The following is a 26,789-nucleotide window of genomic DNA, read 5'->3' as shown; positions in this document are numbered from 1 at the left end:
TGAAGTTTTAGATGCTGGTAAACATGATGACTTATTAGTTAATTACTTTAACTTAAGTTGGGAAGGTAACAGTGAACTTCCTGCAGGTGATTATGTAAGTAACGTAAAGATCTCTTATACAATCGAATAGTAGATACAATACATATATATAAATACAAACCTCCTAAAAAAGCAGCTCTTATTCGAGCTGCTTTTTAATTTATAATCACTATCTTTTAGATAAAAGCTAAATTATATTTATTTTTATATTATATTACTTCTTTACCACTAGTTTTAATTGTTGCTGCAAAAATGCTATTAAATAAACCTAAAATAGCAGAAATAGTAAATAGAATTTCAATACCAGCAAGTTGCCATATCAAACCACCCAAAAGTGCAATGACTATACTAATTAAATGATTTACAGAAATACCTGTAGTAATAGTTTTACTAAATTCTTCTTGGTTTTCTGAAAGATCTTTACAGTAAACTAAAGAAGCCATACTACATAAAGATAAAATAGAATCAAGAACATAGTTTAGACTTACAATATAGAACGCAATATTATGAGAAAATAATCTATGAGCATAGCCATAGAAGAAACAGACTATAATCAATATTAAAGTATCAGCAACCATTACTTTTTTATAACCAATTTTATCTATCAATTTACCTATTACAGGAGCAAATATTATTGAAAGACCTGCTGTAATTGCAAATAAAATCGACATATAAGAAGCACTTGCTCCATAGTTCAAAACTAATACGAAAGGTGCAAAAGTAATAAAAATTTGCTTTCTAGCGCCATAGAAAAATGATAAAATGTAATATTTGTTATATTTTTTATGAAAATATATTTTAGGTCCTGTCTTTTTCTCAGACTCTAGTTTAGGAATTTTAGAAGTATATAAATATGCTATAAAAGCAATAACCATCGCAACAAAATATACAACTTTATAACTTTCTACATCATTTCTATTAAAACCAAATTTAGCCATAAACCAAAATATTACTGGAACGATAACAAAACCCAAGATTCGTCCGATTGATCTAAACCCATTCATAAGGCCTAAAGCATTTCCATTCATATTTGGATTAGCCATCTCAACAGCTAAGCTTTGTCTAACTTGCATAACAATATGCTCACCCAAACTATTTAGAACAAAGAAAGTAACTACTATCCAAAAAGTTGGTCTTAAAAAAACTAACCCTAAAAAACCTGATATAGATATTAATATTGCAATTTGATAATTTTTTTTATCACTTTGCTTATACAAAAAAGCTAATATATAAATTAGAAAAAGACCTGGAAGTTCTCTAAAAAACTCAACAACTCCTAATTGAACTTTTGTAATTCCAACAATATCAGCTAAGAAATTATTCATTACAGCCCGAGCAATACTATTTGTAATACCAAAAAATAAAACAGATAGTAGAAACGGCATCACATTGATACTTGATATATAAGTATCCTTTATCCCTATACCTTTAGAACGCTTAATATGAAACATAACAGACCCTTTTAAATGCAATTTAATTAACGCTATTCTTATAATATAATATTGTCAACATAAGTTTAAACATTTAGAAGATTATAATGTATCTTTTCCTAATAGAATATAAAAAAACAGATAGTCATTTTTTAACTATCTGTATTTATTATATTCATATTATATTTTTATAATTACTTTATTTGAAAATCTGCTGTTCCTGTTGTAATAAATTGATATAAACTATTAAGTCCACAATAAACCATATCTTCAACCGCTTGATCAGTGTAAAAAGCAAAATGATTAGTCAAAACAACATTATCTAAAGATTTTAAAATAGAAATTTGCTCATTTACCATACCCTTTAATCTACAATCAGTATGGAATATACCTTTTTCACTTTCAAGAACATCAAGTCCAGCAGCTCCAATATGTTTAGTTTTTAAACCTTCTATTAAAGCTTCAGTATCAACTAATTCACCACGAGCTGTGTTAATTATCTTAACGCCTTTTTTCATTTTAGATATACTTTCTTTATTAATCATATGATAAGTACTATCAAATAATGGGGTGTGAAGTGTAATAATATCAGAATTTTCTAATAAATAATCTAAATCAACATATGAAATATATTTCTTCATTTCTTCATTTTCATATAAATCATAACCAATTATCTTACAGCCAAAACCACTATAATTTTTAATTACAGCTTGACCAATCCTACCAGTCCCAATTACACCAACAGTCATATTTTTCATTTCATGACCTTGTAAACCTGGAAGAGAATAATCATTAGCAATATTTCTCTTTAACCCTGTAATAACTTTTCTATTCAACATTAGAGCAAGCATTATAGCAAAGTCAGCTACACAATTAGGGGAATATTGCGAATTACTGATTTTAATGCCTAAATCTTTTGCTGCTTCAACATCTATATTATTATATCCTGCACTTCTGCTAGCTAAAAATTTAACACCAAGTTTGGATAATTCTTCTAATACAGGTCTTGAACAATCACAATTTCCTAATACTGTAACACCTATACTACCTTTAGCTTGACTTACTACATCTAATGATAATTGATTACTTACATGATTAATATCTAAGTTAAGTTTCTCTTCAAATAAATCAAAACTTCCTCTTTCATCTGGTCTACTTGCAAATGCTGTTATTTTATATTTTTCTGACATATTAAAACCCTTATACTTCGATTGCATAATCATCAGCACTTAATATTTTAACAATATTAAAGAATATATATTTAAATACAAAACCTAAGCCTATTGGTAAAGCAATAAATACTAGTAAAACAATTAACCAGTTTGATGCACTATAACCAACAATTCCTAAGTGATTTAATGGACCAATTAATCCACTAATACCAAAACCTGCACTCATTGGAGTACCAACTATACCAATAATACCTGCTAAAACACCTAATACTGCAGCGTTACATAGCAAAGGAATAGCCATTTTTGGATTCTTCAAGAAATTAGCCATATGTAATTTAGGAGATCCTAATACTGAAGCTAAAGAAGTACCCCAACCATTCTTTTCAAAACCAGCAATTGCTAAACCAAAACCTGCTGCACAAATACCTAAGTTAGCTGCACCACTACCAATACCTGATAGAGATATTGCAAGAGCGATACCAACTGTTGAAATTGGAGAAATAATTATAATTGCAAAACTCATTGAAATTAATGCACCCATTAATATTGGTTGTAATGTAGTACACCAAGCAATAAATTGACCTACAGCACCGGTAATCATTGAAACATATGGTAAGGTAAATAAACCAATAGCACTACTTATAGCAATTGTTAATGTTGGAACTAAAATCATAGTATAACTTTTAAAACGATCATTAAAGAATAATAATAACATTGCAGCAATAGCAGCAGTTATACCAGCATTAATTATATCTCCAAGTCCTGCTAAAACCATAGATCCTTCAACCATTCTTAGAGCACCACTACCAATCATTGTTGAAACAGCTAATGCTACAGAATGAATTGGTTTCATTTTAAACTGACCTGCAATACATAAACCCATAGCAAATGCAGCTAATCTAGCAGCCATTGTTGTAATTGTAACAATACCAGCTAATCCTAAGGCTTTACTTAATTCACCTAAAATAGCACTTGGAACAAGAGCAGCAACAATACCAATACTCATTCCTGTTAAAACTTTATTTGAAAAATCTTTCGCTTTCATAATTACTCCTAAAGTGATAATATTTTATCTATTCGGATAGTAATATATAATTAATTATATGTCAATATTATTTTATCTATTAAAATATAGCAAACAAAAATAAATAAAAATTATTAACTATATTTTCATATTATTTTTATAATTATAATATTATTACTATATTTATATATAAATATGTATATTTAATGTGAATTAAATCATATTAATTATACATATATTCTATTCCTTTTCGATAATTATAAAGACATATACGTATTTATTTTTATATTTTTTTATAAAAATTTATCCTAACTATATTTTTTAGATAAAAAAAAATCACCAATTACTATGTAACCGATGATTTTTCACAATTTTAAATTTAATATTATTCTTCGTCCTCTTTTTCTATTTGTTTTAAATATTTATAAAGAGTTGGCTGTGCTATATCTAAAACTTCACATACTTTTGGAATAGCTTGTTTTACTTTAAATACACCTCTATTATAGAGTCTAATCAAAACTGACATTTTTGCTGCTTTACTTTCTAATTTATAAACATCTGCATGCTTAACTTCTTCAAGAATAATATTAGTCATTATTTCTTCTATATCGGCTGCATTATTACTTGTCTCATTAATATCAACAACTCTATCATTTTGGACTGCAAATAAATTCTCCAAAAAAGGTTTTATTTGAACAAATCCTGTAATATCCTGATTAATGCAAATTACATATTTTAATTTATCCTCATCATCACGTACCATAAAATTACTTGTTCTAATTAAAGTATTGGCTTCGGATGTATTTAGAGTTCCAATTATTTTATCTGTATTATCATTAACACATTTAGAATTAAGCAATTGCAAAATAGAAGTTGCATTTATATCTCCAATTTTTCTTTGAGATATAGCATTATCATTTATCCATTCTATAACACCATTTTCTCCATTATGTAATAACACTTCTGAAGTTGGTCCTAGAATTTCACTTATAAATTTACACATTGAAATAAGAAAATCTTTTGAAATCATAATCAGTATTATACAAATGACATGGATTGAATTCAAGTTGATTAGCAATATATTTAAACGATATGATGTGACCTCAGAATTTGCAAGATCGTGGATTTAGCATTAAAGTGGTTATAAGAAAAAAACAAACCGCATGCATTACCACATGCAAAGAGAGGCCACATCAATATGCAAACTATTATAATCACAATCGGAATGGACGTCCACAAAGAAACCTATGCTTTATGTTCTTATTTATCAACAAGTCAAAAATTTTTACAATTCAGTATATTAATTATATCTTAAATGTGAACATTTCCTTTTAAAATAAAAATAGACTACCTCTAAAATTAGATTATAATTCCCCAAATAATAAGATTTGGAAGAAATATGATAATTAAAGGAAATATAATTGTTAATTTTGATTAAAAAAGTATTAATTACTCAGCTTTAGGTAAAGAATTAAACATAGATAGAAGAACTGTAAAACATAAATTTTTGGTTTAATTACCACCCTAATATGTAAAGAGTTAATATATCTATCTTGTTATTCACACTTAATTATTCTAGATGATTTACTTGTAAAATCATCGATGACTATATTAACTTTTGCTACTTCATTACATATTTTTGATGCTCCAACTTGTAATACTTCTAGTGGATTCTAAACCAATCTGCAATCATATCAACTTAACTAGTTACATCTCTTAATGAACAAACTTCTATAAATATTCTCTCAACACCTTAAACCCAACACTCTTTATAGGAAGTTAAACAACAAGAGCTTGCTAAATTATTTCTATCAAGATTCTTTTCTCTAGGAAATTTTAATTTAAAATTGTTATTTTTAAAATGACCGAATGAATATTGCTAAAATGACCGAATGAATATTACGAAAACGACCGAATGAATATATAATATACTGTGAAGTTAATTATAAATAAATATAAAAAACATTTTTTTTTCTTCACTGCCCCTGCTAGCCAGTCCATTATTAAATATATCAAAAAAAATATTATTAAATGATTTACCTACATTAAGATTTTTATTTGAATCATTTTGTGCAATATTATTTCATCACCAAGAATATGATAACGATTAAATAGATTCTGTTATTAAATTAGATAAAATACAAAAAAAGCTATTAACACATAACTCCTTTCAAGAAAGGAGTTATGTTATTTATACTATTATTCCCACTCAATTGTTCCAGGTGGTTTACTTGTAATATCATAGAGGACTCTATTAACTCCAGCCACTTCATTACAAATTCTTGATGCTGCATTTTGTAATACTTCTGGTGGCATCCTATACCAATCAGCAGTCATAGCATCTTCACTAGTTACAGCTCTTAATGAACAAACTTCTCTATAAGTTCTTTCATCGCCTTGAACACCAACACTCTTAACAGGTAATAAACAAGCTAAAGCTTGCCATATTTCACCATAAAGTCCAGCTTTTGTAATTTCTTCAATAAAGATTGCATCAACATCTCTTAATGTATCTAGTCTTTCTTTTGTAATCTCACCTACACATCTAACACCAAGACCAGGACCTGGGAAAGGATGTCTATTTACCATATTTTCAGGGAGTCCTAATTCTCTTCCTAATTCTCTTACTTCATCTTTAAATAGAGATCTAAGAGGTTCTAATAAATCCCATTTTAAATCTTCAGGTAAACCGCCAACATTATGGTGTGATTTAATAGTTGATGAAGGACCACCGAAAGCACTTTGTGATTCTACAACATCAGGATATAAAGTACCTTGAGCTAAGAAAGAAATATCCCCAGCTTGGCGAGCTTCAGTATAGAATGTATCGACAAATAATTTACCGATAATCTTTCTCTTTGCTTCAGGTTCACTAACCCCTTTAAGAGCATCTAAAAAGTCATTTTCTGCATCAGCATATTGTAATCTAATAGAATAATTATCTCTAAATACTTTTTGTACGTTTTCTGCTTCATCTTTTCTTAGTAATCCATTATTAACAAAAACACATACTAATTGATCTCCAATTGCTTTATGAATAAGAACTGCTGCAACAGAAGAATCAACCCCGCCAGAAAGACCACAAAGAACTTGTTTATCTCCAACTTTTTCTCTAATTTCTTTCACAGCTTGATCAACGAAAGAAGACATACTCCAAGTTTTATCACATTCACAAACATCAATTACAAAATTTTCTATTAATTGAGTTCCTTCTACAGAATGAACTACTTCAGGGTGAAATTGAACACCATAAAATTTCTTTTCTTTATTTTCAACAGCTGTTATTGGACAGTTTTCAGTAGAAGCTACTACTTCAAAACCTTTAGCTAATTGAGATACTGAGTCTCCATGGCTCATCCAAACTTGTGATTTATCTGTCATTTTATTAAATAAAATAGAATCTTTAACAAAATCAATATTTGCAAGACCATATTCTTTTTTCTCAGGGCAAGTTACTTCTCCACCATTTTGTTTCATCATGACTTGTAACCCATAACAAATACCTAAAATTGGGATATCCAAACTGAAAATTCTACTATCGACCCTTGGTGATCCTTCTACAGACACAGAAGCGGGTCCTCCTGAAAAAATAATACCTTTAGGATTTAATTCTAAAATGTCATCGATTTTACAATTAAATGGCAATATTTGTGAATACACTCCTACTTCACGCACACGTCTTGCAATTAATTGGCTATACTGTGCACCGAAATCTAATACAACTATTAAATCAGATTTTTTTTGATCCATTTCAACTCCCTGAAAACAAATTTATGTCATTGTTATATTTTTTAATTATTTTTTCAATTACAAAATAATCATATATAAAAAAAAACGTTAGAAAATTCCAACGTTTTTTGATTTATTTAATAATTTAATAAGTTTTGCACTGGCGGATAAGCTTTTACAACTGCTCTTGATAATGCATAACCTGCTACAACACCGATACCTGCTTGAGCTATATTCCCAGGAATACCTGCTGCTGCCGCTCCTATTCCAATACTCATAAAAATAGCTGTTAAAATAAAATAACCACCAGCTACTATTATTACACAAACTACCATAGCGAGAATAACTCTAAGTGGAGAAACTTTTACTCCATCACTTATATCTTGTACGCTTCTTTTTACAATAAGTGCTACAACTAACCCTTCAAGTCCATGTACAACAAATGATATTGGTGCCCATTGTGGATAACCTGAAATAATATCGGCAATTGCGGTCCCCAAACCACCTGCTATAAACGCTGTCATTGGACTGAATGTAAAAGCTATAAAACAAATAGCTAAATCACAAAGATTCAAATATCCTTTAGTTGGAGTTGGAATCTTAATAATAATAGTAAACACTACAACTACTGCTGTTAATACTGCAATTAATGAAGTTCTCAATGCAGAATTTGATTTTTGATTTCCCATAAAAATTACTCCTAAAAATTTTTAAATGCAATTACCATTATAGTAAAAATAAACATAATGACAACAGTTTGGATAAAAAAACACTTATTTTTCGATAATTGATGAAAATTTGTTCTTTTATTTTTTAATCCATAACCCCGAGCTTCGAGTGACATTGCTAATGAGGGTATTGTTTTAAGAGATACTACTAGAGCACTAGTAAGGGTTGGAAAAAGGTTTTTTATCTTCTTTTTATTAGTTTCTTTAGATCTTCTTAAACTATGAGAATCAGAAATTTGATTAAAAGCATCGAAAATTGTTGGTATTGTTCTAAATACTAAAGAAATAGTTAAACATGTTTTATAAGGTATGAAAAAGAATTGTAAAGCTAAGATAAAATCATTCATCTTTGTTGTAAAAAACAAAAGAGAACAAGCGAATGTAATAGAATAAAATCTTAGAGTTAAAGTTAAGCTATGCAATAAACCTTCATAAGTAACTATTAATGAATTTTTTAATATAAGTAATGGAGTCCCAGATCTTTCATATAAAGGTGAAAATATTATTACTAAAATCATCATTGGAACTATAGCCTTAATTATTCCATTTGTACTTTTTCTTCCAACTGAATAAAAAGATAATATAGTTAAAAAAGCTGAAAAAATAACTAGAGCAGTAAATTTCATAGGTAAAAAAACAAACACACAAGCAACTAAAGTCACAATAACTTTAGTTCTCGGATCAAGTTTATATAATACACCTTTACCTTCACTATATATTGTAGCACTACTCATTTTTCACTACCTCAACTTTTCCACTCTTTGCTATATATGTTCTATCACTAATACTTTTAGCAAAGCTGTCATCATGTGTAATTATAATGATAGCAGCTCCTCTTTCACTAAGTTTATCAATAATATAGTATGCATCTTCATAATTCATTGCACCATCTATTTCATCAAAAATAATAAATGGCCTATCTAATAGATAATATACTCCTGCTTGTAAGAATTTTCTAAGAGCAAAACTCATAGTAGAAGGTGTTTCATCTAAATCTAAATTAAATAGAGCAGCACAATCACTAACTTTACTTTTAATTTCTTCTGAGCTGTAAGATGAATCATTTTCAAGACCATAAGCTAATTCTTCTTTTACTGTAGGTAAAAAAATCTGTAAATCTGGATTTTGAAATAAATAAGCTATTTTAGTTCTTAATACAGCTTCTTCAACTTCCTTTTTATTTAGTAAAACCTTTCCCTTAATCGGTGAATCTAATCCACATAGAACTCTACTTAGAGTTGATTTACCACTTCCATTATTTCCTACTAAACGAACAATTTCTCCAGTTTTTATAGAAAAATCGTTACAAAGAAGTTTAAAATTATTACTCTTTGAACTCTCTCTCACTCTCTCAATTTCTAAAGACTCAATTTGTAACTCTTCTTTATTAATTAATATATTTTCAACTCTTTTTTCGTGCTCATAAATTAATCTAGTATCATTTAAATATGTTGTGACATCTTGGTGTGTAAATTTATTTTTGAAGTTTTCATTTTTTACTATTTGTTTATTCTCAAGTACATTAATTGTATCAAAGACATCTTCAAATTGAGTTAAATATCTAGCACTAAAAACTAATACAGTGCTTTTACTTTCTTTTACTTTTTTTGCTAATAAAGCTCTATAATCTTTATCTAAATCATCAAAAGCTTCATCGAGTAAAATGATTTTAGAATTTAGTGCAAAAGTTACAGCTAGTAATAATCTTTTCCTCTCGCCTCCTGATAATTCAGAGGGTGAGACATCACGGTATTTTTCTAAGCCCCATTCTTTTATTGCTTTATTTACTTTTTTTATTATTAAAGATCTTTCAATACCTAATGTTTCAAATGGAAATGCTATCTCATTCTCAACTGTAGTAGTTATGAACATTTCCATTGGATTTTGAGAAACGTAACAAATCTGCTCTACTAAATCATAAGGTTCAAATTTTGTTATATCATTATCAAATAGCTTAATTGAACCACTAATTTCACATGGAATAAATTTTAATAATAGATTAGATAACAAACGTGACAATGTAGTTTTACCTTCATCGCTGTTTGCTAAAATTAGAGCCTTTTCACCTTCAGCTACACTTAAATTTAAATTATCAAATACATTTTCTGTTTGTTTTGATGTCCAACTTTTATATTTTAAAGTCAAACCTTTAATTTCTAGAGCTAACATTTTAATATTTATATTCTGGTAAGTTCTTATATTCTTCTCTAATCAAATTCGAAACTTTTTCAGGGAATGCTTTTTGTTCTTCTTTAGTTAAACCTTTTGCACTAACAGGTTCAAGAATATTTATATAACAATCATATCTCTTAAACCCTTTTTTAGATTCTAATGCACTTCTAGTACCTTGAACAACAAGAGGAACTAATGTGCTTTGAGCACGTAGTCCCATTTTATAACTTCCAGCTTTAAATTCACCTAGTTTTCCAGTTTTAGATCTAGTACCTTCAGGGAAAATAATAACACTTTTACCTTTTTTAAGTTCATTAGTACCATCTAATATAGCTTTAATTGAAGATTTAGGACTTTTTCTATCTAATAAAATAGTTCCAACACCTTTAGCAAAAGAACCAACAAAAGGAGCTTTTAATACTTCTATTTTTGCAATAGGTGAAGCTTTTACTTTTAATTTTCCTACAACCATACAAATATCTAATAAACTTTGATGGTTTGAAATGTAACATATATTTGATTGATCTTTTGGTAAATTTTCTAAACCCTTAATATGTACTCGACAATTTAATAACCATAGAACATAACTTGCTAGCTTTGGAGCCCAAAACCAATATATTTTTTTTGAAAGATTTTTACCATTAAACAATCTGATAATGTTTGCAGGTATTACACATAAGACAGTAGAAATAATTACTCCAATAAAAAATAATATTCCAACAAATAAATAATGTATATATTTCATAATTTTACCATTCCATTTTTGTATATCTAATAAAAAAATAATCTATCTATTTTTATTCAACAAGGTTATTTATTTAATAATTTTGAAAAAAATCTACTAAAGAGACCTTTTTTCTTATTACTTTCAGCACTCTGTGGTTTAACTGCCTTTCTATTACTATTAGAAGTAGTTTTCTTTACTTCAACCTTAGCAGGCTTTTGACCTTTTTGTAGAGGTTTTTTAGGGTTTTTACTATTAGTAGATTTCTCTAATAATTTATCGTCCCCATATAAGGTTTTATAATAATTTAGACGTTCTTCGATAGATAAATGCCTAATTTCATTATATTCTTTCTTATTTTTATTTCTAGGATATTCTTTTTTTACTCTAGAATCCTTATCATAATTCTTCTTGTTTTTATAGTTATTATTTCTATCTTTATTTCGATCATTATTTCTATTTCTATCATAAGATCTATCAGATTTTTTATTTTTGTAATTTCGATTACTAGAATTAGGACTTCTCTTATTTCTTGATGAAGGAGTTGATCTTCTTGAAGCATATTCTTTTTCACTAACTAAATCTCTAAATTTATAATCTTTAGATTTATCTTCGATTTTAGCTAATTCATCTTCATCAACCCACTCTACAGGAATTTTCATTTCAATATAATTTTCAATTGGTTCAAGTCCATAAATAAACTCTTCACAAGCTAAAGTTATTGCTTTACCAGTTTTACCAGCTCTTGCAGTTCTTCCAATTCTATGAACATAACTTTCAAAATCTTCTGGGATATCATAGTTTATAACTAATTGTAAATCATCTATTTGCAAACCTCTTGCTGCAACATCTGTTGCTACAAGATACTTAATTTGCCCCTCTTTCATCCTCTTAATAGTATTTAATCTTTTAGACTGACTTAAGTCCCCCATAAGATATTTGGTATTAAATCCATTTAATGAAAGTCTTTTAGCTAGTTCAATTGCTTTAGCTTTAGTATTTGTAAATATTAATGCATTTTCACTATTTTCTCTTTTCATTAAATATAAGAAATGAATGAACTTTTCTTCCTTTGAAACATGATAGAGTTCTTGAGTAATCTTTTCTACACAAATTTCTTCTGGTTCAACTTCAATCTCAATAGGATTACTCATGTATTCCCAAGCTAGATTTCTTACTCTTAAACTAAGTGTAGCTGAAAATAACATTGTTTGCATTTTATCTTTATTCTTTAAAAGAGAGAACATTTTTTTGACATCTGGATAAAATCCCATATCAAACATTCTATCAGCTTCATCTAAAACAAATATATCAAATTTCTTAAAGTCTATTTTCTTACTTTTTTGAAAATCTAATAATCTTCCAGGTGTACCAACAAAAATATCACAATTTTTTAATTGTTTCTCTTGTTTTTCATATCCTACGCCTCCGTAGAAAACACCAATATTAACATCTAATTCAGAACTTAATAATTTAGCATCTTGCTTTATCTGTACAGCAAGCTCTCTTGTAGGTGCTACAATTAATGCTTTCTCTAATGGTTGATTATTTTCAATTGATATAGCAATTCTTTGTAATATTGTTAATAAATAAACAGCTGTCTTACCAGAACCTGTTTTAGATTGAACCATTAAATCTTTATTTTCTAGACTTACTGGCAATACTTTTTCTTGAACTTTAGTACATTCAATAAAGTTCGCTTTTTTTATACCTTTTAATACATTTTCATTAAAAGGTAATTGTGTAAATTTCATTTATATTTCACCTTATTAGGAATTATTTCTCAAAAAACAAGCAAAGAATAATATAAATTCATTATTATTACAAGAATACTCTATATTATGTAAGGTTTTACTTATCAAACTTTTCTTTATCTCTAACCATTTTCATCAAAGATAGAGTTCTTGAGAAATCTGTATCAAAAGGCATCTCATCAATTTCTTTAATTGGCATAGCTGCCATAGAAGTAGAAGATATAAATAATTCATCAAAATCCCCATGTCTAATTTCTTTTAACATAGGTGCTCTCATTACAACTTCTATTCCTAATTCACTAGCAGATTCCAATATTCTTGTTCTAGTAATTCCTTCTAATACTTTCTCATTTTCTGCAGTATATAATTTTTTATTTTTGAAACCATAAAAGTTTGATCTAGTACCTTCTAATAAATATCCATCAGGATTAACTAGTATAGCCTCAAAAGCTCCTTTTGTTTTCGCATCTTCTAATGCAATATAACTTAATAATAAGTTACTTGTTTTAAATTTAGGAAATATTCTCTCCCCATCATATGTTGTAACTGATACTCCTTCTTTGTAATAAAGACTTGGGTATGTAATTTTATCTGTGTATGTGATAAATAATTGAGGATTTGCACCACCAATTATTAAAATTCTCATAGTAGCACTTTCAATATTATCAATAGTAATTAAATCAATAATACATTGTTTAATTTGACTTCTTCTAAAAGGATGTCTTAATTTTATTCCTACACATGATTTAAATAATCTAGTTATATGATCTTCTAAAAATATAGCTCTTTTATTAACAATTGAAATTGATTCATAAACTGAAAAACTAAATTGAACTTCTCTGTATGTTATATTTACTACAGCATCTTCAACCTTTACAATGTCTCCATTTTTTACTGCATGTTCCTTGAACATTATATATTACCTTCTTCTTTATTGATATTTTAATAGTTCCCTTGGTTTACTACCATTAGGGGGACCGAGTATTCCTTCTTCTTCCATTGCTTCAATAAGTCTTGCTGCTTTGTTATACCCAATTCTTAATCTTCTTTGCAAAAAGGAAGCTGATGTACCATTTCTTTCATAAGCTATTTGTAATGCTGCATCCCATAAATCTCCATCTTCATTACTATAAGATTGGGGAGTGCTATCTTCATCTTCATAATCACTATCAAAGTATGATTCATCAATATATTCAGGCTCTTCTTGTTGTTTAGCAAAATCTACTATCTTTTCTACTTCTTGATCCGATAAGAAAACACCTTGCATTCTTACAACAGCTTTTCCATTTTCACTAAATAACATATCACCTTTACCGAGTAAATCCTCAGCACCAGAATTTCCAATAATTGTTCTAGAATCTTGTGTGGATGTAACAGCAAATGCAACTCTAGTTGGTAAATTGTTTTTTATAACACCTGTTATTACATCAACAGATGGTCTTTGAGTTGCAAATACTAAATGTATTCCTACCGCTCTACTCATAGCAGTAAGTCTAGAAACTTTTTCATCTAATTCTTTTCCTGCAATACTCATTAGAGATGCAAACTCATCTATTATTACAACAATATATGGCATTTTTTCTCGAGCAATTCTTTGCTCTACTATTTTCTTGTTATAACTCTTAATATTTCTTACACTCATCTGAGCTAACATCTTATTTCTTCTGTCCATTTCATCTATACAGAAATCTAAAGCTTTTAAAGCTCTCTTTGGATCAGTAATAACAGGTGTTAATAAATGAGGAATTCCATTATATATTGTTAATTCAACAACTTTTGGATCTACCATGATTAATCTAACTTCTCTAGGAGTTTTAGAATAAAGAATTGAACATATCAATGAATTAACACAGACACTCTTACCAGAACCTGTTGATCCTGCTATTAACATGTGTGGAGATGTTGTTACATCAAAACCTTTACAATCTCCATATAAATTTCTACCCATTGCCATTGGAATTGAATATCTATCAGTATCAATAGTTTGAAGAACTTCTCTAAACCCAACTTTCTCTCTCACATCATTTGGAATTTCGACACCAACAGCTCTTTGGCCTGGGATAGGGGCTAATATTCTAACTTTTTTTGCTTTTAAATTCATAGCAATATTATCTCGTAAATTATTAATAGCACTAACTTTTATTCCCTTTCCAGGTACTACTTCAAACATTGTAATAGAAGGTCCTTTTACTATGTTTCTAAGTGTTACAACATATTTAAACTGAGCTAAAGTTTCTATTAAGATTTCGGCTTTCTCTTTTGTAATATCATCTATTCTTTGCTCTGATTGAGGATATACCTCTAATAGAGACATTGGTGGGAATTTATATGAGAATTTATTAGGATTTACAAAGTTAGAACAAGAAAGACCGGCAATAGCTGATTCTAAATCTTCTTCATCCTCTTCAATTACTTTAACAGTTTCTTCCTTTTCATCTACCAAATTAGCACCATTAACTGGTTTTGCACTACTATAATAATTATTAGTAGCAATCTCATTAGGTTTTAATGAATTATCTTCATTCTTTATCGAATTATTCGAATATAATGATGAAGATAAAACATTTCTAGCGCCTTCGTCTTCAAAAGAAATATCATCAATATCTTTTATAATTTCATGCCTATGTTCTTGTGCTTTTTTATTAATTTCATCAATCAATGATAAGCTTTCATGTTTCTTATTTTCATTTTCACTAACTATATTATCAATCTCTTTTTTTAAAGAATGCTCTTCAGTTGCTTTTATTAAATGACCACTTTTCATGATGTTTTTTATAGAATTATTATTTTCAACAGTATCATTTTCTTTATAATTGTCTGTTTTTTGCACATCTGAGTTACTATTTGAATTATATAATCTTGAAACAGATTCTCTCGCTTTTTTTGCTTCTCTTTGTTTATAAGCTGTTACAGCAGGGCTCTCTTTTTTAATAGAAGTATCTACACTAGGTAAGTCATCATCTTCTCTTTTTATTGTATCTTTAGAAACTCTATCTTTAATTACAGACTGTAAATCAAGTGGATTAGAATTATTATTATTCTTTACTACTGTTTTTTTGATAGGTTTAGGTGAATTTATTTTATTCATCTTTTCTTCTACATTTTTCTTTGCTCTAAGAAGAGTTTCATATGATATAGTCGATGGTTGATTTATATAATCATTTACTTCACTATCTATTTCTTTATTAATCTTTTGAACATCAGCTTCATATTTTTCAATATTTTTAGGAGTTTCAATATCTCCAATATCATTTGTATCTAAAGATACATGTTGAACAAAAGAAGGAATTTTAACATCCACTGGTTGTGGAATATTCATACCTAAAGAACTTTTTTTAGTTACAATATCAATATTTGGAGGTTCAATTTTTTTCTCTTTTTGAACTTTTTCTTCAACTATTTTTGTGTTATTTTTTTCCGGTTTTCTAGTTTTTCTTATAAAACGCTTTTCATTTAAATAGTCACAAATAGGATTAAATATAATTAATAAAACTATTTCTAAAATTACAGATAATAATAGTCTAAATGATATTTGTGCAGAAGTTAAATCATTAGTTAAAAAACTATTTACAACAAATGTTGGAAAAGGCAGATTAATAGCTTTTAATGTAATTAAATAAAAGCTAAAAACGCACATACTAAATATTCCTATTTTAATATAAGAATATTGTTTATCTCTTCTATATACCAAAATCATAATTGAAATAATGAAAGTTGAAATAGCTGTAAATAATAATAATAAAGCATGATTTTTTACAAAAGTTAATTTATCGAGAAAAAAATTAACAACTTTATCTGCATAGGCTTCTAATCCTATCGGTTGATTAAATAAATCAATAAAGATAGAAGATAATAAGATCAGAGAAAAAATAACACCGATGCACCCTATAATAAGAGAAACTTTCCCTCTTTTAAGTTTTTGTGAAGTGCTTTTATTTTTCCCCTTTTTACTTTTTTTAGTTGAATTATTATTTTTTATTTTATTTTTATTTCTTTTTTTCATCTCAAGTATCTCAAAACTAACTTTTTTAATAATATCATATTTTTAAAAAATCTTCGACCTTTTTTACTTTTACACTAATTAATTATTTACAAATAAAAAAGAGCCCAATTAAGGACTCATTAACTATACTAACATTTTTTCAATAAACATAACATTCTTGGAGCATCAATAAATGGTATATCTAAATTTACATATTCAAATTCCCATTTACTACTACACTCACTATCGACCATATCTTTTTCTGCAACTACACTATCCAATCTAGCTTTATATGCACAAATAATCGAATCTTTATGAGTTATATTATCAATTTCATCAACTATATCAAATAACGGATGAAAAGCTCTAAATGTTACTAAATCGAACTTTTTATCAACCTCTTTCAAATCTTTAGGAATAATTTCAACTCTATTATTTAATCTAAGTGCAATAATAGCATTGTTTAAAAAATTTACACGTCTACTCATTCTTTCAATTAGAGCAAATTTATTATTTTCAAAATAAATTGCTAAAGGAATACCAGGAAGGCCAGCGCCTGATCCAACATCACAAATAATTGAATCATCACTAATGTGTTTTTCTATTTCTTTAACAGCTGATAAACTATCCATAATATGTTTAGTTATGATTTCTTCATCTTTAGCACCAACTAATTTATATTTTTTATTAAATAATTCAATCTCACTAACATATCTCAATAGTTTTAAAACTTGTTCATCACTTAACTCTATATTTAAAGATGAAGCACATTCTCTTAATATTTTCTCATAATTCACTATTGATTACTTCTCCATCTCTTAACATGTACCATTAATACAGCCACATCAGTAGTCCTAAGACCACTTATTCTACTAGCTTGTCCAATGCTTCTAGGTCTAATTTGTTTACATTTTTCAATACCCTCAGTACTCATACCACTAACACTATCATAGTCAAAATCATCAGCAATTCTAATAGATTCTAAAGATGCAAATCTTTGTACTTCTTTTTCTTGTTTTTTAATATATCCTTCATACTTAACATCAAGTTGAGTTTGATATCTTACTGGTTCACTATAATTAGCTAATTTAGGTATTTTTGTTATCATTTCATCAATCTCAACTTCTGGCATTTTTAATGCTTGAAGAGCATTTTTCTTATTATATGAATGATGTTTTAATAAATCTTTAACACTTTCTATATGTTTTAACTTTTCTTTTAATCTTTCAAGTTTTTCTTCACTTTGAAGTCCAACTTTATGTCCTATTTCAGTTAATCTTTGATCGCAAGAATCATGTCTCATATTAAGTCTATATTCAGCACGAGATGTGAACATTCTATATGGTTCTTTTGTACCTTTAGTTACTAAGTCATCAATTAATACACCTGTATAACTTTCAGCTCTTGATAAAACAATAGAGTCTTCACCTTTAAGTTTTTGGGCTGCATTTATACCAGCCATTAAACCTTGACAAGCAGCTTCTTCATAACCACTAGTACCATTAGTTTGACCTGCAACAAACAAACCACTAATCTTAATTGTTTCTAACGATGGAAGAAGTTGAAGTGGGTCCATATAATCATATTCAACTGCATAAGCTGGTCTCATAACTTCAACGTTTTCAAGACCTTTCATAGTTCTCATAAATTCATTTTGAACAAATTCAGGCAAAGAAGAAGACAGTCCATTTAAATACATCTCTTCACTTTCTGCACCTTCTGGCTCAATAAAGATTTGATGTCTATTTCTATCTGGAAATCTAACAACTTTATCTTCAATAGATGGACAATATCTTGGGCCTTTACCAACAATTTTCCCACCATAAAGTGGAGATAAATGCATATATTTTTTAATTACGGCGTGTGTATTTTCATTAGTCCAAGTGATATAACATGGAATTGAAGGTCTGTCTACTGTTTCATAATCAAAAGAGAAAGGCATCATTGGATCATCACCAGGTTGAAGTTCTAACTGAGAAAAATCAATTGAAGATCTTCTAACTCTAGCAGGTGTACCTGTTTTCATTCTACCTAAAGTAAATCCATGATTTCTTAGAGCTGTGCCAAGTCCAATAGCAGCAGCTTCGCCAAGCCTTCCACATGGAGAGTCATATTTACCAATAAAGATTCTACCTTCCATAAAAGTTCCTGTAGTTAAGACTACAGTTTTAGAAGATATTTTATGGCCTCTTTCTGTAATTACACCATTAATAACATTTTTATCATGATCAATCATCAAATCTACAACAGTATCCATAAAAACTTCTAAATCTTTTTGAAGTTCTAATGTATGTTTAGCCTTCATATGATATGCGAATTTATCAGCTTGAGCACGAGGGGATTGAACTGCAGGCCCACGTCTTCTATTTAAGATTCTATATTGAATCATAGTATCATCAATTAAATGAGCCATTTCCCCACCTAATGCATCTACTTCTCTAACAATATTCCCTTTTGCAAGCCCACCAATTGCTGGGTTACATGATAATCTTCCAATCGCATCTATATTTTGTGTTACTAATAATGTTTTAAAACCAATTCTACTAGTAGCTAGACATGCTTCAATTCCTGCATGTCCACCACCAATTACTATTACATCATAATCCATACTGTTTCCTTATTTTCCTACGCAAAATCCACCAAATACTTTATCAAGTACATCATCGCTTGTAATCTCACCTGTTAAACCACCCAAAGCAGTTATAGCATTATTTAACTCTTGAGCGATAATATCTAATCCCATATCAATGGAATTTAATTCTAGTGCTGTATTTAGGGCTTCTCTAGCTTCTTCTAAAAGTTTATGTTGTCTACTAGATTCAATTACAAGTGTTGAATCATCAGAAATAGATATTCCTGATGCTGTTTTTTCTAAAATTGCATCAAATAAATGATCTAACCCTTCACCTGTAATTGTACTAATCGATATAGCTTCTTTTCTATGTTTAATATCTCTCTTTGTATATGCTAATATAGTCTTAGAATTGTCAATAATACTTCTATCAATTATAGTATTTTCATCAACTCCATCTACTAAATATATTACAACGTCACAAATATCTATTAATTCCTTAGTTCTTTTAATACCTTCGTTTTCGATTAAATCACTACTATCTCTTAACCCCGCTGTATCAAATAATCTAACAGGAACTCCTCTAATTACAGTTTGAGCTTCAATATAGTCACGAGTTGTTCCTTGAATATCTGATACAATTGCTCTTTTTTGTTTTAATAAGAGATTGAATAGAGAGCTTTTACCAGCATTTGTGCTTCCAGCTAAAACAATTTTTACACCTTGAGAATATAATCTACCTGTTTCATAAGTATCAGATAGAGAAGCAATAGAATCTCTAGTATCAGATATTACACTTAATGGGAAATCAAAATCTTCGACTTCATCTTCAGCATAATCAAGTTGAACTTCTATAATTGCCATTGCACCTAATAGATTTTGTTTTAATTCTTCAATTCTATTATGTAGAGTTCCTTCTAATCTTCCTAACGCTAAACCTCTTTCCATTTGAGATTGAGATGTTACAAGTTCATGTACAGCTTCAGCTTGAGTTAAATCCATAGCTCCATTTAAAAAAGCCCTAAGAGTAAATTCTCCACCTTTTGCTTGTCTCATTCCATTATTAGAAAGTAAATTCATAATTTCTGTAATTACAGCTAAAGAACCGTGAGTAGTAATTTCTACGGCTTCTTCTTTAGTATATCCATGTCCTTCTAAATTAATAGATAGAACAACTTCATCTATTTTATGATTATTTTCACCAACTATAAAGCCATGTAATAAAGTTGCATTTTTAGAATTCAATAGACTCTTTGGTCTTGAAAAACATGAAGATAAAGCTTTCAAACAGCCTTTTCCGCTAATTCTAATAATTGCTAATGCACTTTGATTCCAGCCTGTAGCTAGAGCATAAATAATGTCATCTGTATTATATGTTTCCATGGTTTTTGATTATATGATATAGAGGGATTAAATGACAAGATAACAAGCTAGATTTCTCATCAATCTATAATTATAAATATAATGGTTACTAAAAAAAGAAAAAAATTAGGATACAAATAAATATCCTAATTTAATTTTAAGTATATAGTTAATATTTTTTTAATAAACTTTTTTTATTCTCTAGCTTTTTGTGGAACAATAAACAACTGAGATAAATCATAGCCTTGTTCAATAGCTATAGATTTCATATATTCAAAAGTTTCTTCATCTAAATCAGGCGTTCTTGATAAGAACCAAATAAAGTTTCTGTTATTATTACCCACTAATGCCCAATCATAATTCTCTTCATCAATTGCAAATACTAAATAATCAGCGGTAAATAATGAAAAGAACTTAACTTTTAAAGCTCCTTGAACAGAATCATCAGGTCTCCATGCAACAGCATTTACAGCTTTATAAGTACCATCTAATCTATTTTTGAAACCACTATTAACAATTTTTATTCTTCCATCATCTTTTAAAGAATATTCAGCAGTCGCTCCATAAATTTTCTTTTCAAATCCACTTTGGAATCTAGCAATTTCATACCATCTTCCTAAATATCTATTTAGATCTAAAGTTTCAACAGTTTCTAGTGGATCTCCTTCAAATTTATTATTAGATGCACAACCTACTAAAAGGATAGATACTACTATTAATAATACAAAGATAAATTTAAATTTCATAAAAGCTCCTTTTTTATTATTATCTCATACCAACAATCATAAAACAAATAAGATAAACTAAAATCTCTGATTTAGTAATAGTAAAAAAAAAGTGTTATTAAGTTTATAAATAAAACTTACACAACACTTTTTATTTGATAGGCTAAAGCCTAATAATTAATTAAAATATTTTTCAACATTATTAAAAGAAATATCTTTAACGATTTTAGATAATAGTTCTTTATCATTATATACTTCACCATTTTCAACCCAAGTTCCAATTAAGTTACACATAATACGTCTAAAATACTCATGTCTTGGATAGGATAAGAAAGATCTACTATCAGTTAACATACCTACAAAGTTTGGAAGCATAGATAAATTTGCTAAAATTTTCATTTGTTCTTCCATACCATCTTTATGATCTAAGAACCACCAAGCAGAACCAAGTTGCACTTTATTTCTAATATTATCACCTTGGAAACAACCTAAAAGAGTTCCTAAAGAGTAATAATCTTTTGGATTAAGTGAATAAAGAATAGTTTTTGGTAGTTGATTAGTTTTTTCTAATTCATTTAAGAATAAAGAAACTTTTGATGCAACATTATTATCATGAGATGAATCATAACCTGTATCAGGACCTAATAATTTAAACATTCTAGTATTATTATCTCTAAGTGCTGATATATGAAGTTGCATAACAATGTTTCTTTTATGATATTCTCTAGCAAGATTTAGTAAAATATATGAACTATAAGCTTCTGCTTCTACTAAAGTAATAGCTTCATTATTCATTCTCTTTTTAAATATTTCATTTACTTCATTTTCACTTAAGAAAACAGCTGGAATATTACTAAGACCATGATCGGTTGCTTTACATCCATTTTCTACAAAATAATCTAATCTATTTACTAAAGCTACAACTACATCATTTACATTTTTTATATCAACATTAGCAACTTTAGCTAATTTATTTATGTAATCAATAAAAGTATCTTTTTCAATAATTATTGCTTTATCAGGTCTAAAAGAGGGAAGAACATTAGTCTTTAAATCACCTCTATCCATAATTTTTTTATGATATTCTAATGAATCAATAGGATCATCAGTTGTTCCAACTGTATGAACATTAAACTTATTCATAATACCATAAACATCTAAATCTTTATCGTTTTGTAATTTTTCATTAGTAATTTGATAAATAGTTTTTGCATTTTTAGTATTTAGAGGTAGTTTAATATCAAAATATCTTTGAAGTTCTAAATGAGTCCAATGATAAAGTGGATTACCAATTAAATTTTCCATTGTCTGAGCCCATGCATAAAATTTATCATAAGGATCAGCATCACCTGTAATTAGTTTTTCATCATGACCAAAGGTTCTCATTTGTCTCCATTTATAATGATCTCCCCCTAACCAAACATCTACAATTGAATCAAATCTTTTATTAGATTCAATTTCACTAGGAATTAAATGACAATGATAGTCAAAAATTGGCATATCTTTTGCAGCTTCAAACAATTCTTTAGCAGTATTATTTTGAAGTAAAAAATCATTACCCATAAACTCTTTCATAATATATATCTCCAATTGAAATTATTTTTTTATTTTATTTATGATGAAAACACTATCTCAAGTGAATTTTTTCTTGATTGTAAAATATGTTCTCTAAGCTTATTAGCAGCTAATTTATAATCATCTTCTAATAATGCGCTAATTATATGAATATGTTCATCATAAGTTCTTGGTACTCTAAAAACTTTTATTCCTGAATATATTCTAATTCTCTGATTATGAACTGTAGTATTTTCTAAAGTTTTAACTAAATAAGTATTTTTACTACAGCTAGATAAAAATCCATGAAATTCATCATCTATTTCAAATTCACTTCTATCCTTCCTATATTCGCCTTCGTACAATTTTTTAAATTCTAGTAATTTGTTTTTATCCAAATATTGGCCGTAATTTTCAATAATAAATGGTTCAATTAGTAACCTTGTTTCAAAAATAGAGGTAATTAAATCAGGAGTTAAAGGACAAACAATTATCCCACGTTTTGGAAGAATATTAATTAATTGCTCTTGTTCTAATCTCATAAGAGCTTCCCTTATAGGAGTTCGACTAACACTTAACTCACTAGCTATCATTTCTTCATTTATAAAAGCATTAGGAGCATACTCACAATTTATTATTTTATTTTTTATATATTCATAAGCTTTTTCTTTTAAGGTTTGCTTTTTAACTCTCATTAAATATTCCTTATTTTTATATTATTTGAAATTTAGTATAAATTATTATTGACAAAATTGCAATATCATATACAATGTTGTATACAACAGTGTATATTTAAGAGGTGGTTTATGAAAACAATTAATGAAATTACAAAAACAGTAAAAAGAGCTGAAAAGATTCTTCAATTTGGTGAAGGAAATTTCTTAAGAGCATTTGTAGATTGGCAAGTTGATATTGCTAATGAAAATAAAAAATTTGATTCTAATGTTGTAATTGTACAACCATTAGCAAATGGTTTATCCAAAATGATAAACGATCAAGAAGGTCTTTATACTACTATAACTAGAGGAATTAGAGATAATGAAATAGTTGAAGATTATAGAATTATTAATAGTGTAAGCAGATGTATTAATGTTTATGATGAATTTGATAAATATATTAAATTAAGTAAAAGTGAAGATTTACAATTTGTTATTTCAAATACAACTGAAGCTGGTATTTCTTATACACCAGATTGTAAACTTAGTGATACTCCAGCAGCTTCTTTCCCTGCTAAAGTAACACAATTGTTATATAAAAGATTCAATCATTTTGAAAAGAAAGGACATGGTTTAACTTTTATACCTTGTGAGCTAATAGAAAAGAATGGAGATAATCTATATAAAATAATAATTCAATATGCTAAGGAATGGGAATTAGGCGATGATTTTATTTCTTGGATTGATGAGGAATGTATTTTTGCTAATTCATTAGTTGATAGAATTGTAACAGGATATCCAAGAAATGAAGCAGATGCAATTTGTGAAAAAATTGGATATCAAGATAATCTTTTAGATACAGCAGAAATATTCCACTTATGGGTAATTGAATGTAAAAAAGATAAATTACAACAACTAAAAGAGTCTTTCCCTCTAGATCAAGCAGGTTTAAATGTAATCTTTACTGATGATATGTCTTTCTATAGAACTAGAAAAGTAAGAATATTAAATGGTGTTCATACTATGATGGTATTAGCTGCACATTTATATGGAATTAAAACTGTAGATGAAGCATTAAACAATGAAGTTGTTTATAAATTCATTAAAGATGGTCTTTTCAATGAAATTATTGAATCTATGGATGGGGAAAAAGAAATGTTAGTTGATTATGCTAATGATGTTCTAAATAGATTTAGAAATCCTTTCTTAAACCACCAAGTATTAGCTATCTCTTTAAATTCAACATCTAAATTTAAAACTCGTGATTTACCATCAGTTATCTCTTATGTTGAAAAATATAATAAAGCACCTAAAAATTTAAGTTTTTCACTAGCTGCATTAATTAAATTCTATAAAGGTAAAAATGTAGAAAATAGAAGTATGGCAGGCATTTATAATGGTAGTGAATATTTAATTAAAGATGATGAAAGTGTATTACATTATTTTGAAGATCTATATACAAAATATGATGATACAAAAGAACAAGATAGAAAAATAATTGTAAATAAAGTCTTAAGCAAAACTGATTGGTGGTCAGTTGATTTATCCCAGCTAGCTAATTTAGAAGAACTAGTTTTAGAAAGCTATAATTCTATTTGTGATAACGGGATGAAACAAGCTTTAGACAATTTTGTAAAATAGGTATTAAATATGAAAACAAAATATATACAAATTCAAGAAGATGATAATGTTATTATTGCACTTGAACCTATTAAAAAGTCTGAAGAAATTAATATAAACTCTAATACTTTTAAAGTATTAGAGGATATTAATTTAGGTCATAAAATTGCTATAACAAACATAAATAAAGGGGATAATATTATTAAATATGGTTACCCTATTGGTAAAGCAAAATGTGATATTGAAGTAGGTTCTCACGTACACACTAATAATACTATTACTAATTTAAGTGAACAAATCGAATATAGTTATGACGAAGATAAAGCTATTGAACTAAATCAAATTTGGAAAGCTAATAATAAAGTCGATAATGATATTTATATTAATGCTTATCTTAGAGATAATGGTAATATCGCAATTAGAAATGACATTTGGATTATTCCAACGGTTGGTTGTGTAAATAAAATTGCAACAACTCTAGAGAGCTGGGGGAATTCTCAAATTTCAAACACAAATATTGATAAAGTATTAGCATTAACTCATCCTTATGGTTGTTCTCAAATGGGAGAAGATCATGAAAACACAAAGAAGATACTAGCTGATTTAGTTAATCATCCCCATGCTGGAGGTGTATTAGTACTTGGCCTTGGTTGTGAAAATAATACAATTGATAAGTTCAAAGAAGAAGTTGGTGATTATAATCCTGATAGAGTTAAATTCTTAATAGCACAAGAAAGTGAAAATGAAATTGAAGATTCTAAAAATCTTTTACTTGATTTAATTAATTATGCTAAAAAATCTAAAAGAGAAAAAGTTAGTATAAGTAAATTAAAAATAGGTATGAAATGTGGTGGATCTGATGGTTTATCAGGGATTAGTGCAAACCCTTTAGTTGGACTTGTTTGTGATAAATTAGCTTCATATAATTCAAGTGTAATTTTAACTGAAGTTCCTGAAATGTTTGGGGCTGAACAAATCCTAATGGATAGATGTAAAAATACTGAAGTATTCAATTCTTGTGTAAAATTGATTAACGATTTTAAACAATATTATATTGATAATAATCAAGTAGTTTATGAAAATCCTTCTCCTGGTAACAAAGAAGGTGGAATTACTACTTTAGAAGATAAATCTTTAGGATGTGTTCAAAAAGGTGGTAAAGCACCTATTGAAGGTGTTTTAGATTACGGCGATATTATAGATAAAGGTGGTTTATTATTATTAAACGGACCTGGAAATGATATAGTATCAACAACTAATATGAGTGCTAGTGGAGTAAATCTTATTCTATTTACAACTGGTAGAGGAACTCCTCTAGGATCTGTTGTTCCAACAGTTAAAATAGCTACAAACAACAAATTAGCAACTAACAAAAAGAATTGGATAGATTTTGATGCATCACCAATTTTAAGTGAAAACAAATATGAAATAAGAGACCAACTTATTGACTATATAGTTAAACTTTCTAATGGAGATATACAATCTAAAAATGAAATAAATGGTTATAATGAAATAGCCATATTTAAAAATGGTGTTACTCTTTAAT

20 protein-coding genes are annotated in these 26,789 nt (G+C 28.0%); 2 read left to right on the top strand and 18 right to left on the bottom strand.

The genetic code is table 11. From position 1 onward, the window contains the following. Positions 1–248: 248 nt before the first annotated feature. The 18 genes from ACPKM0_RS10460 to ACPKM0_RS10375 form a co-directional block, all read right to left on the bottom strand. The gene (locus tag ACPKM0_RS10460; RefSeq protein ID WP_472475733.1) at positions 249–1,490 is read right to left on the bottom strand and encodes an MFS transporter; all 1,242 of its coding nucleotides are present in this window, start codon (positions 1,488–1,490) and stop codon (positions 249–251) included. Between the two features lie 173 nt (positions 1,491–1,663). Next, positions 1,664–2,659, bottom strand: coding sequence for a D-isomer specific 2-hydroxyacid dehydrogenase family protein (locus tag ACPKM0_RS10455; RefSeq protein ID WP_472475731.1), 996 nt, complete (start codon positions 2,657–2,659; stop codon positions 1,664–1,666). A 10-nt stretch (positions 2,660–2,669) separates the two neighbouring features. Further along, positions 2,670–3,686: a PTS sugar transporter subunit IIC gene (locus ACPKM0_RS10450; protein ID WP_472475729.1), complete on the bottom strand. Its 1,017-nt coding sequence runs from the start codon at positions 3,684–3,686 to the stop codon at positions 2,670–2,672. Between the two features lie 364 nt (positions 3,687–4,050). Then, complete coding sequence (locus ACPKM0_RS10445; protein WP_472475727.1) at positions 4,051–4,695, bottom strand: PAS domain-containing protein; 645 nt, start codon at positions 4,693–4,695, stop codon at positions 4,051–4,053. A gap of 1,169 nt (positions 4,696–5,864) precedes the next feature. Continuing rightward, the gene (gene guaA / locus ACPKM0_RS10440) at positions 5,865–7,415 is read right to left on the bottom strand and encodes a glutamine-hydrolyzing GMP synthase (RefSeq protein WP_472475725.1); all 1,551 of its coding nucleotides are present in this window, start codon (positions 7,413–7,415) and stop codon (positions 5,865–5,867) included. Positions 7,416–7,531: 116 nt separating this feature from the next. Beyond that, entirely contained in the window at positions 7,532–8,083 is a 552-nt protein-coding gene (locus tag ACPKM0_RS10435; protein WP_472475723.1) for an ECF transporter S component, read from the bottom strand. An 11-nt stretch (positions 8,084–8,094) separates the two neighbouring features. Further along, entirely contained in the window at positions 8,095–8,856 is a 762-nt protein-coding gene (locus ACPKM0_RS10430; RefSeq protein WP_472475721.1) for an energy-coupling factor transporter transmembrane component T family protein, read from the bottom strand. Next, positions 8,849–10,291 carry an ATP-binding cassette domain-containing protein gene (locus ACPKM0_RS10425; protein WP_472475719.1) on the bottom strand — a complete coding sequence of 481 codons (1,443 nt, stop codon included), beginning with the start codon at positions 10,289–10,291 and terminating at the stop codon, positions 8,849–8,851. Before ACPKM0_RS10425 ends, ACPKM0_RS10430 begins: the two co-directional genes overlap by 8 nt. Position 10,292: 1 nt before the next feature. Beyond that, entirely contained in the window at positions 10,293–11,039 is a 747-nt protein-coding gene (locus ACPKM0_RS10420; protein ID WP_472475718.1) for a lysophospholipid acyltransferase family protein, read from the bottom strand. 65 nt (positions 11,040–11,104) lie between these two features. Then, positions 11,105–12,772: a DEAD/DEAH box helicase gene (locus ACPKM0_RS10415; protein WP_472475716.1), complete on the bottom strand. Its 1,668-nt coding sequence runs from the start codon at positions 12,770–12,772 to the stop codon at positions 11,105–11,107. 97 nt (positions 12,773–12,869) lie between these two features. Further along, positions 12,870–13,685 carry an aminotransferase class IV gene (locus ACPKM0_RS10410; protein ID WP_472475714.1) on the bottom strand — a complete coding sequence of 272 codons (816 nt, stop codon included), beginning with the start codon at positions 13,683–13,685 and terminating at the stop codon, positions 12,870–12,872. Positions 13,686–13,703: 18 nt separating this feature from the next. Beyond that, positions 13,704–16,775: a DNA translocase FtsK gene (locus ACPKM0_RS10405; RefSeq protein ID WP_472475712.1), complete on the bottom strand. Its 3,072-nt coding sequence runs from the start codon at positions 16,773–16,775 to the stop codon at positions 13,704–13,706. 128 nt (positions 16,776–16,903) lie between these two features. Continuing rightward, on the bottom strand, positions 16,904–17,551 hold the full coding sequence (gene rsmG / locus ACPKM0_RS10400) for a 16S rRNA (guanine(527)-N(7))-methyltransferase RsmG (RefSeq protein WP_472475710.1): 648 nt from the start codon (positions 17,549–17,551) through the stop codon (positions 16,904–16,906). After that, positions 17,551–19,362, bottom strand: a complete 1,812-nt coding sequence (gene mnmG / locus ACPKM0_RS10395) for a tRNA uridine-5-carboxymethylaminomethyl(34) synthesis enzyme MnmG (protein WP_472475708.1) — start codon at positions 19,360–19,362, stop codon at positions 17,551–17,553. Before mnmG ends, rsmG begins: the two co-directional genes overlap by 1 nt. A gap of 9 nt (positions 19,363–19,371) precedes the next feature. Beyond that, positions 19,372–20,709 (bottom strand): tRNA uridine-5-carboxymethylaminomethyl(34) synthesis GTPase MnmE, encoded by a 1,338-nt coding sequence (gene mnmE, locus ACPKM0_RS10390; protein WP_472475706.1) that lies wholly within the window; start codon positions 20,707–20,709, stop codon positions 19,372–19,374. A 173-nt stretch (positions 20,710–20,882) separates the two neighbouring features. Beyond that, positions 20,883–21,434: a lipocalin family protein gene (locus ACPKM0_RS10385; protein ID WP_472475704.1), complete on the bottom strand. Its 552-nt coding sequence runs from the start codon at positions 21,432–21,434 to the stop codon at positions 20,883–20,885. A 156-nt stretch (positions 21,435–21,590) separates the two neighbouring features. After that, the gene (gene uxaC / locus ACPKM0_RS10380; protein ID WP_472475702.1) at positions 21,591–22,988 is read right to left on the bottom strand and encodes a glucuronate isomerase; all 1,398 of its coding nucleotides are present in this window, start codon (positions 22,986–22,988) and stop codon (positions 21,591–21,593) included. A 38-nt stretch (positions 22,989–23,026) separates the two neighbouring features. Beyond that, positions 23,027–23,662: a GntR family transcriptional regulator gene (locus ACPKM0_RS10375; protein ID WP_472475701.1), complete on the bottom strand. Its 636-nt coding sequence runs from the start codon at positions 23,660–23,662 to the stop codon at positions 23,027–23,029. 111 nt (positions 23,663–23,773) lie between these two features. Here ACPKM0_RS10375 and ACPKM0_RS10370 point away from each other — a divergent pair, with 111 nt between their 5' ends. Then, entirely contained in the window at positions 23,774–25,264 is a 1,491-nt protein-coding gene (locus ACPKM0_RS10370) for a tagaturonate reductase (RefSeq protein WP_472475700.1), read from the top strand. 9 nt (positions 25,265–25,273) lie between these two features. Then, positions 25,274–26,788, top strand: coding sequence for a UxaA family hydrolase (locus ACPKM0_RS10365; protein WP_472475698.1), 1,515 nt, complete (start codon positions 25,274–25,276; stop codon positions 26,786–26,788). Position 26,789: the final 1 nt, after the last annotated feature.

The organism is Pleomorphochaeta sp., from assembly GCF_050031695.1.
Lineage (GTDB): Bacteria > Spirochaetota > Spirochaetia > Sphaerochaetales > Sphaerochaetaceae > Pleomorphochaeta.
Note: the sequence above shows the minus strand (reverse complement) of the source record. Positions and strands in the feature narration are given on the sequence as shown.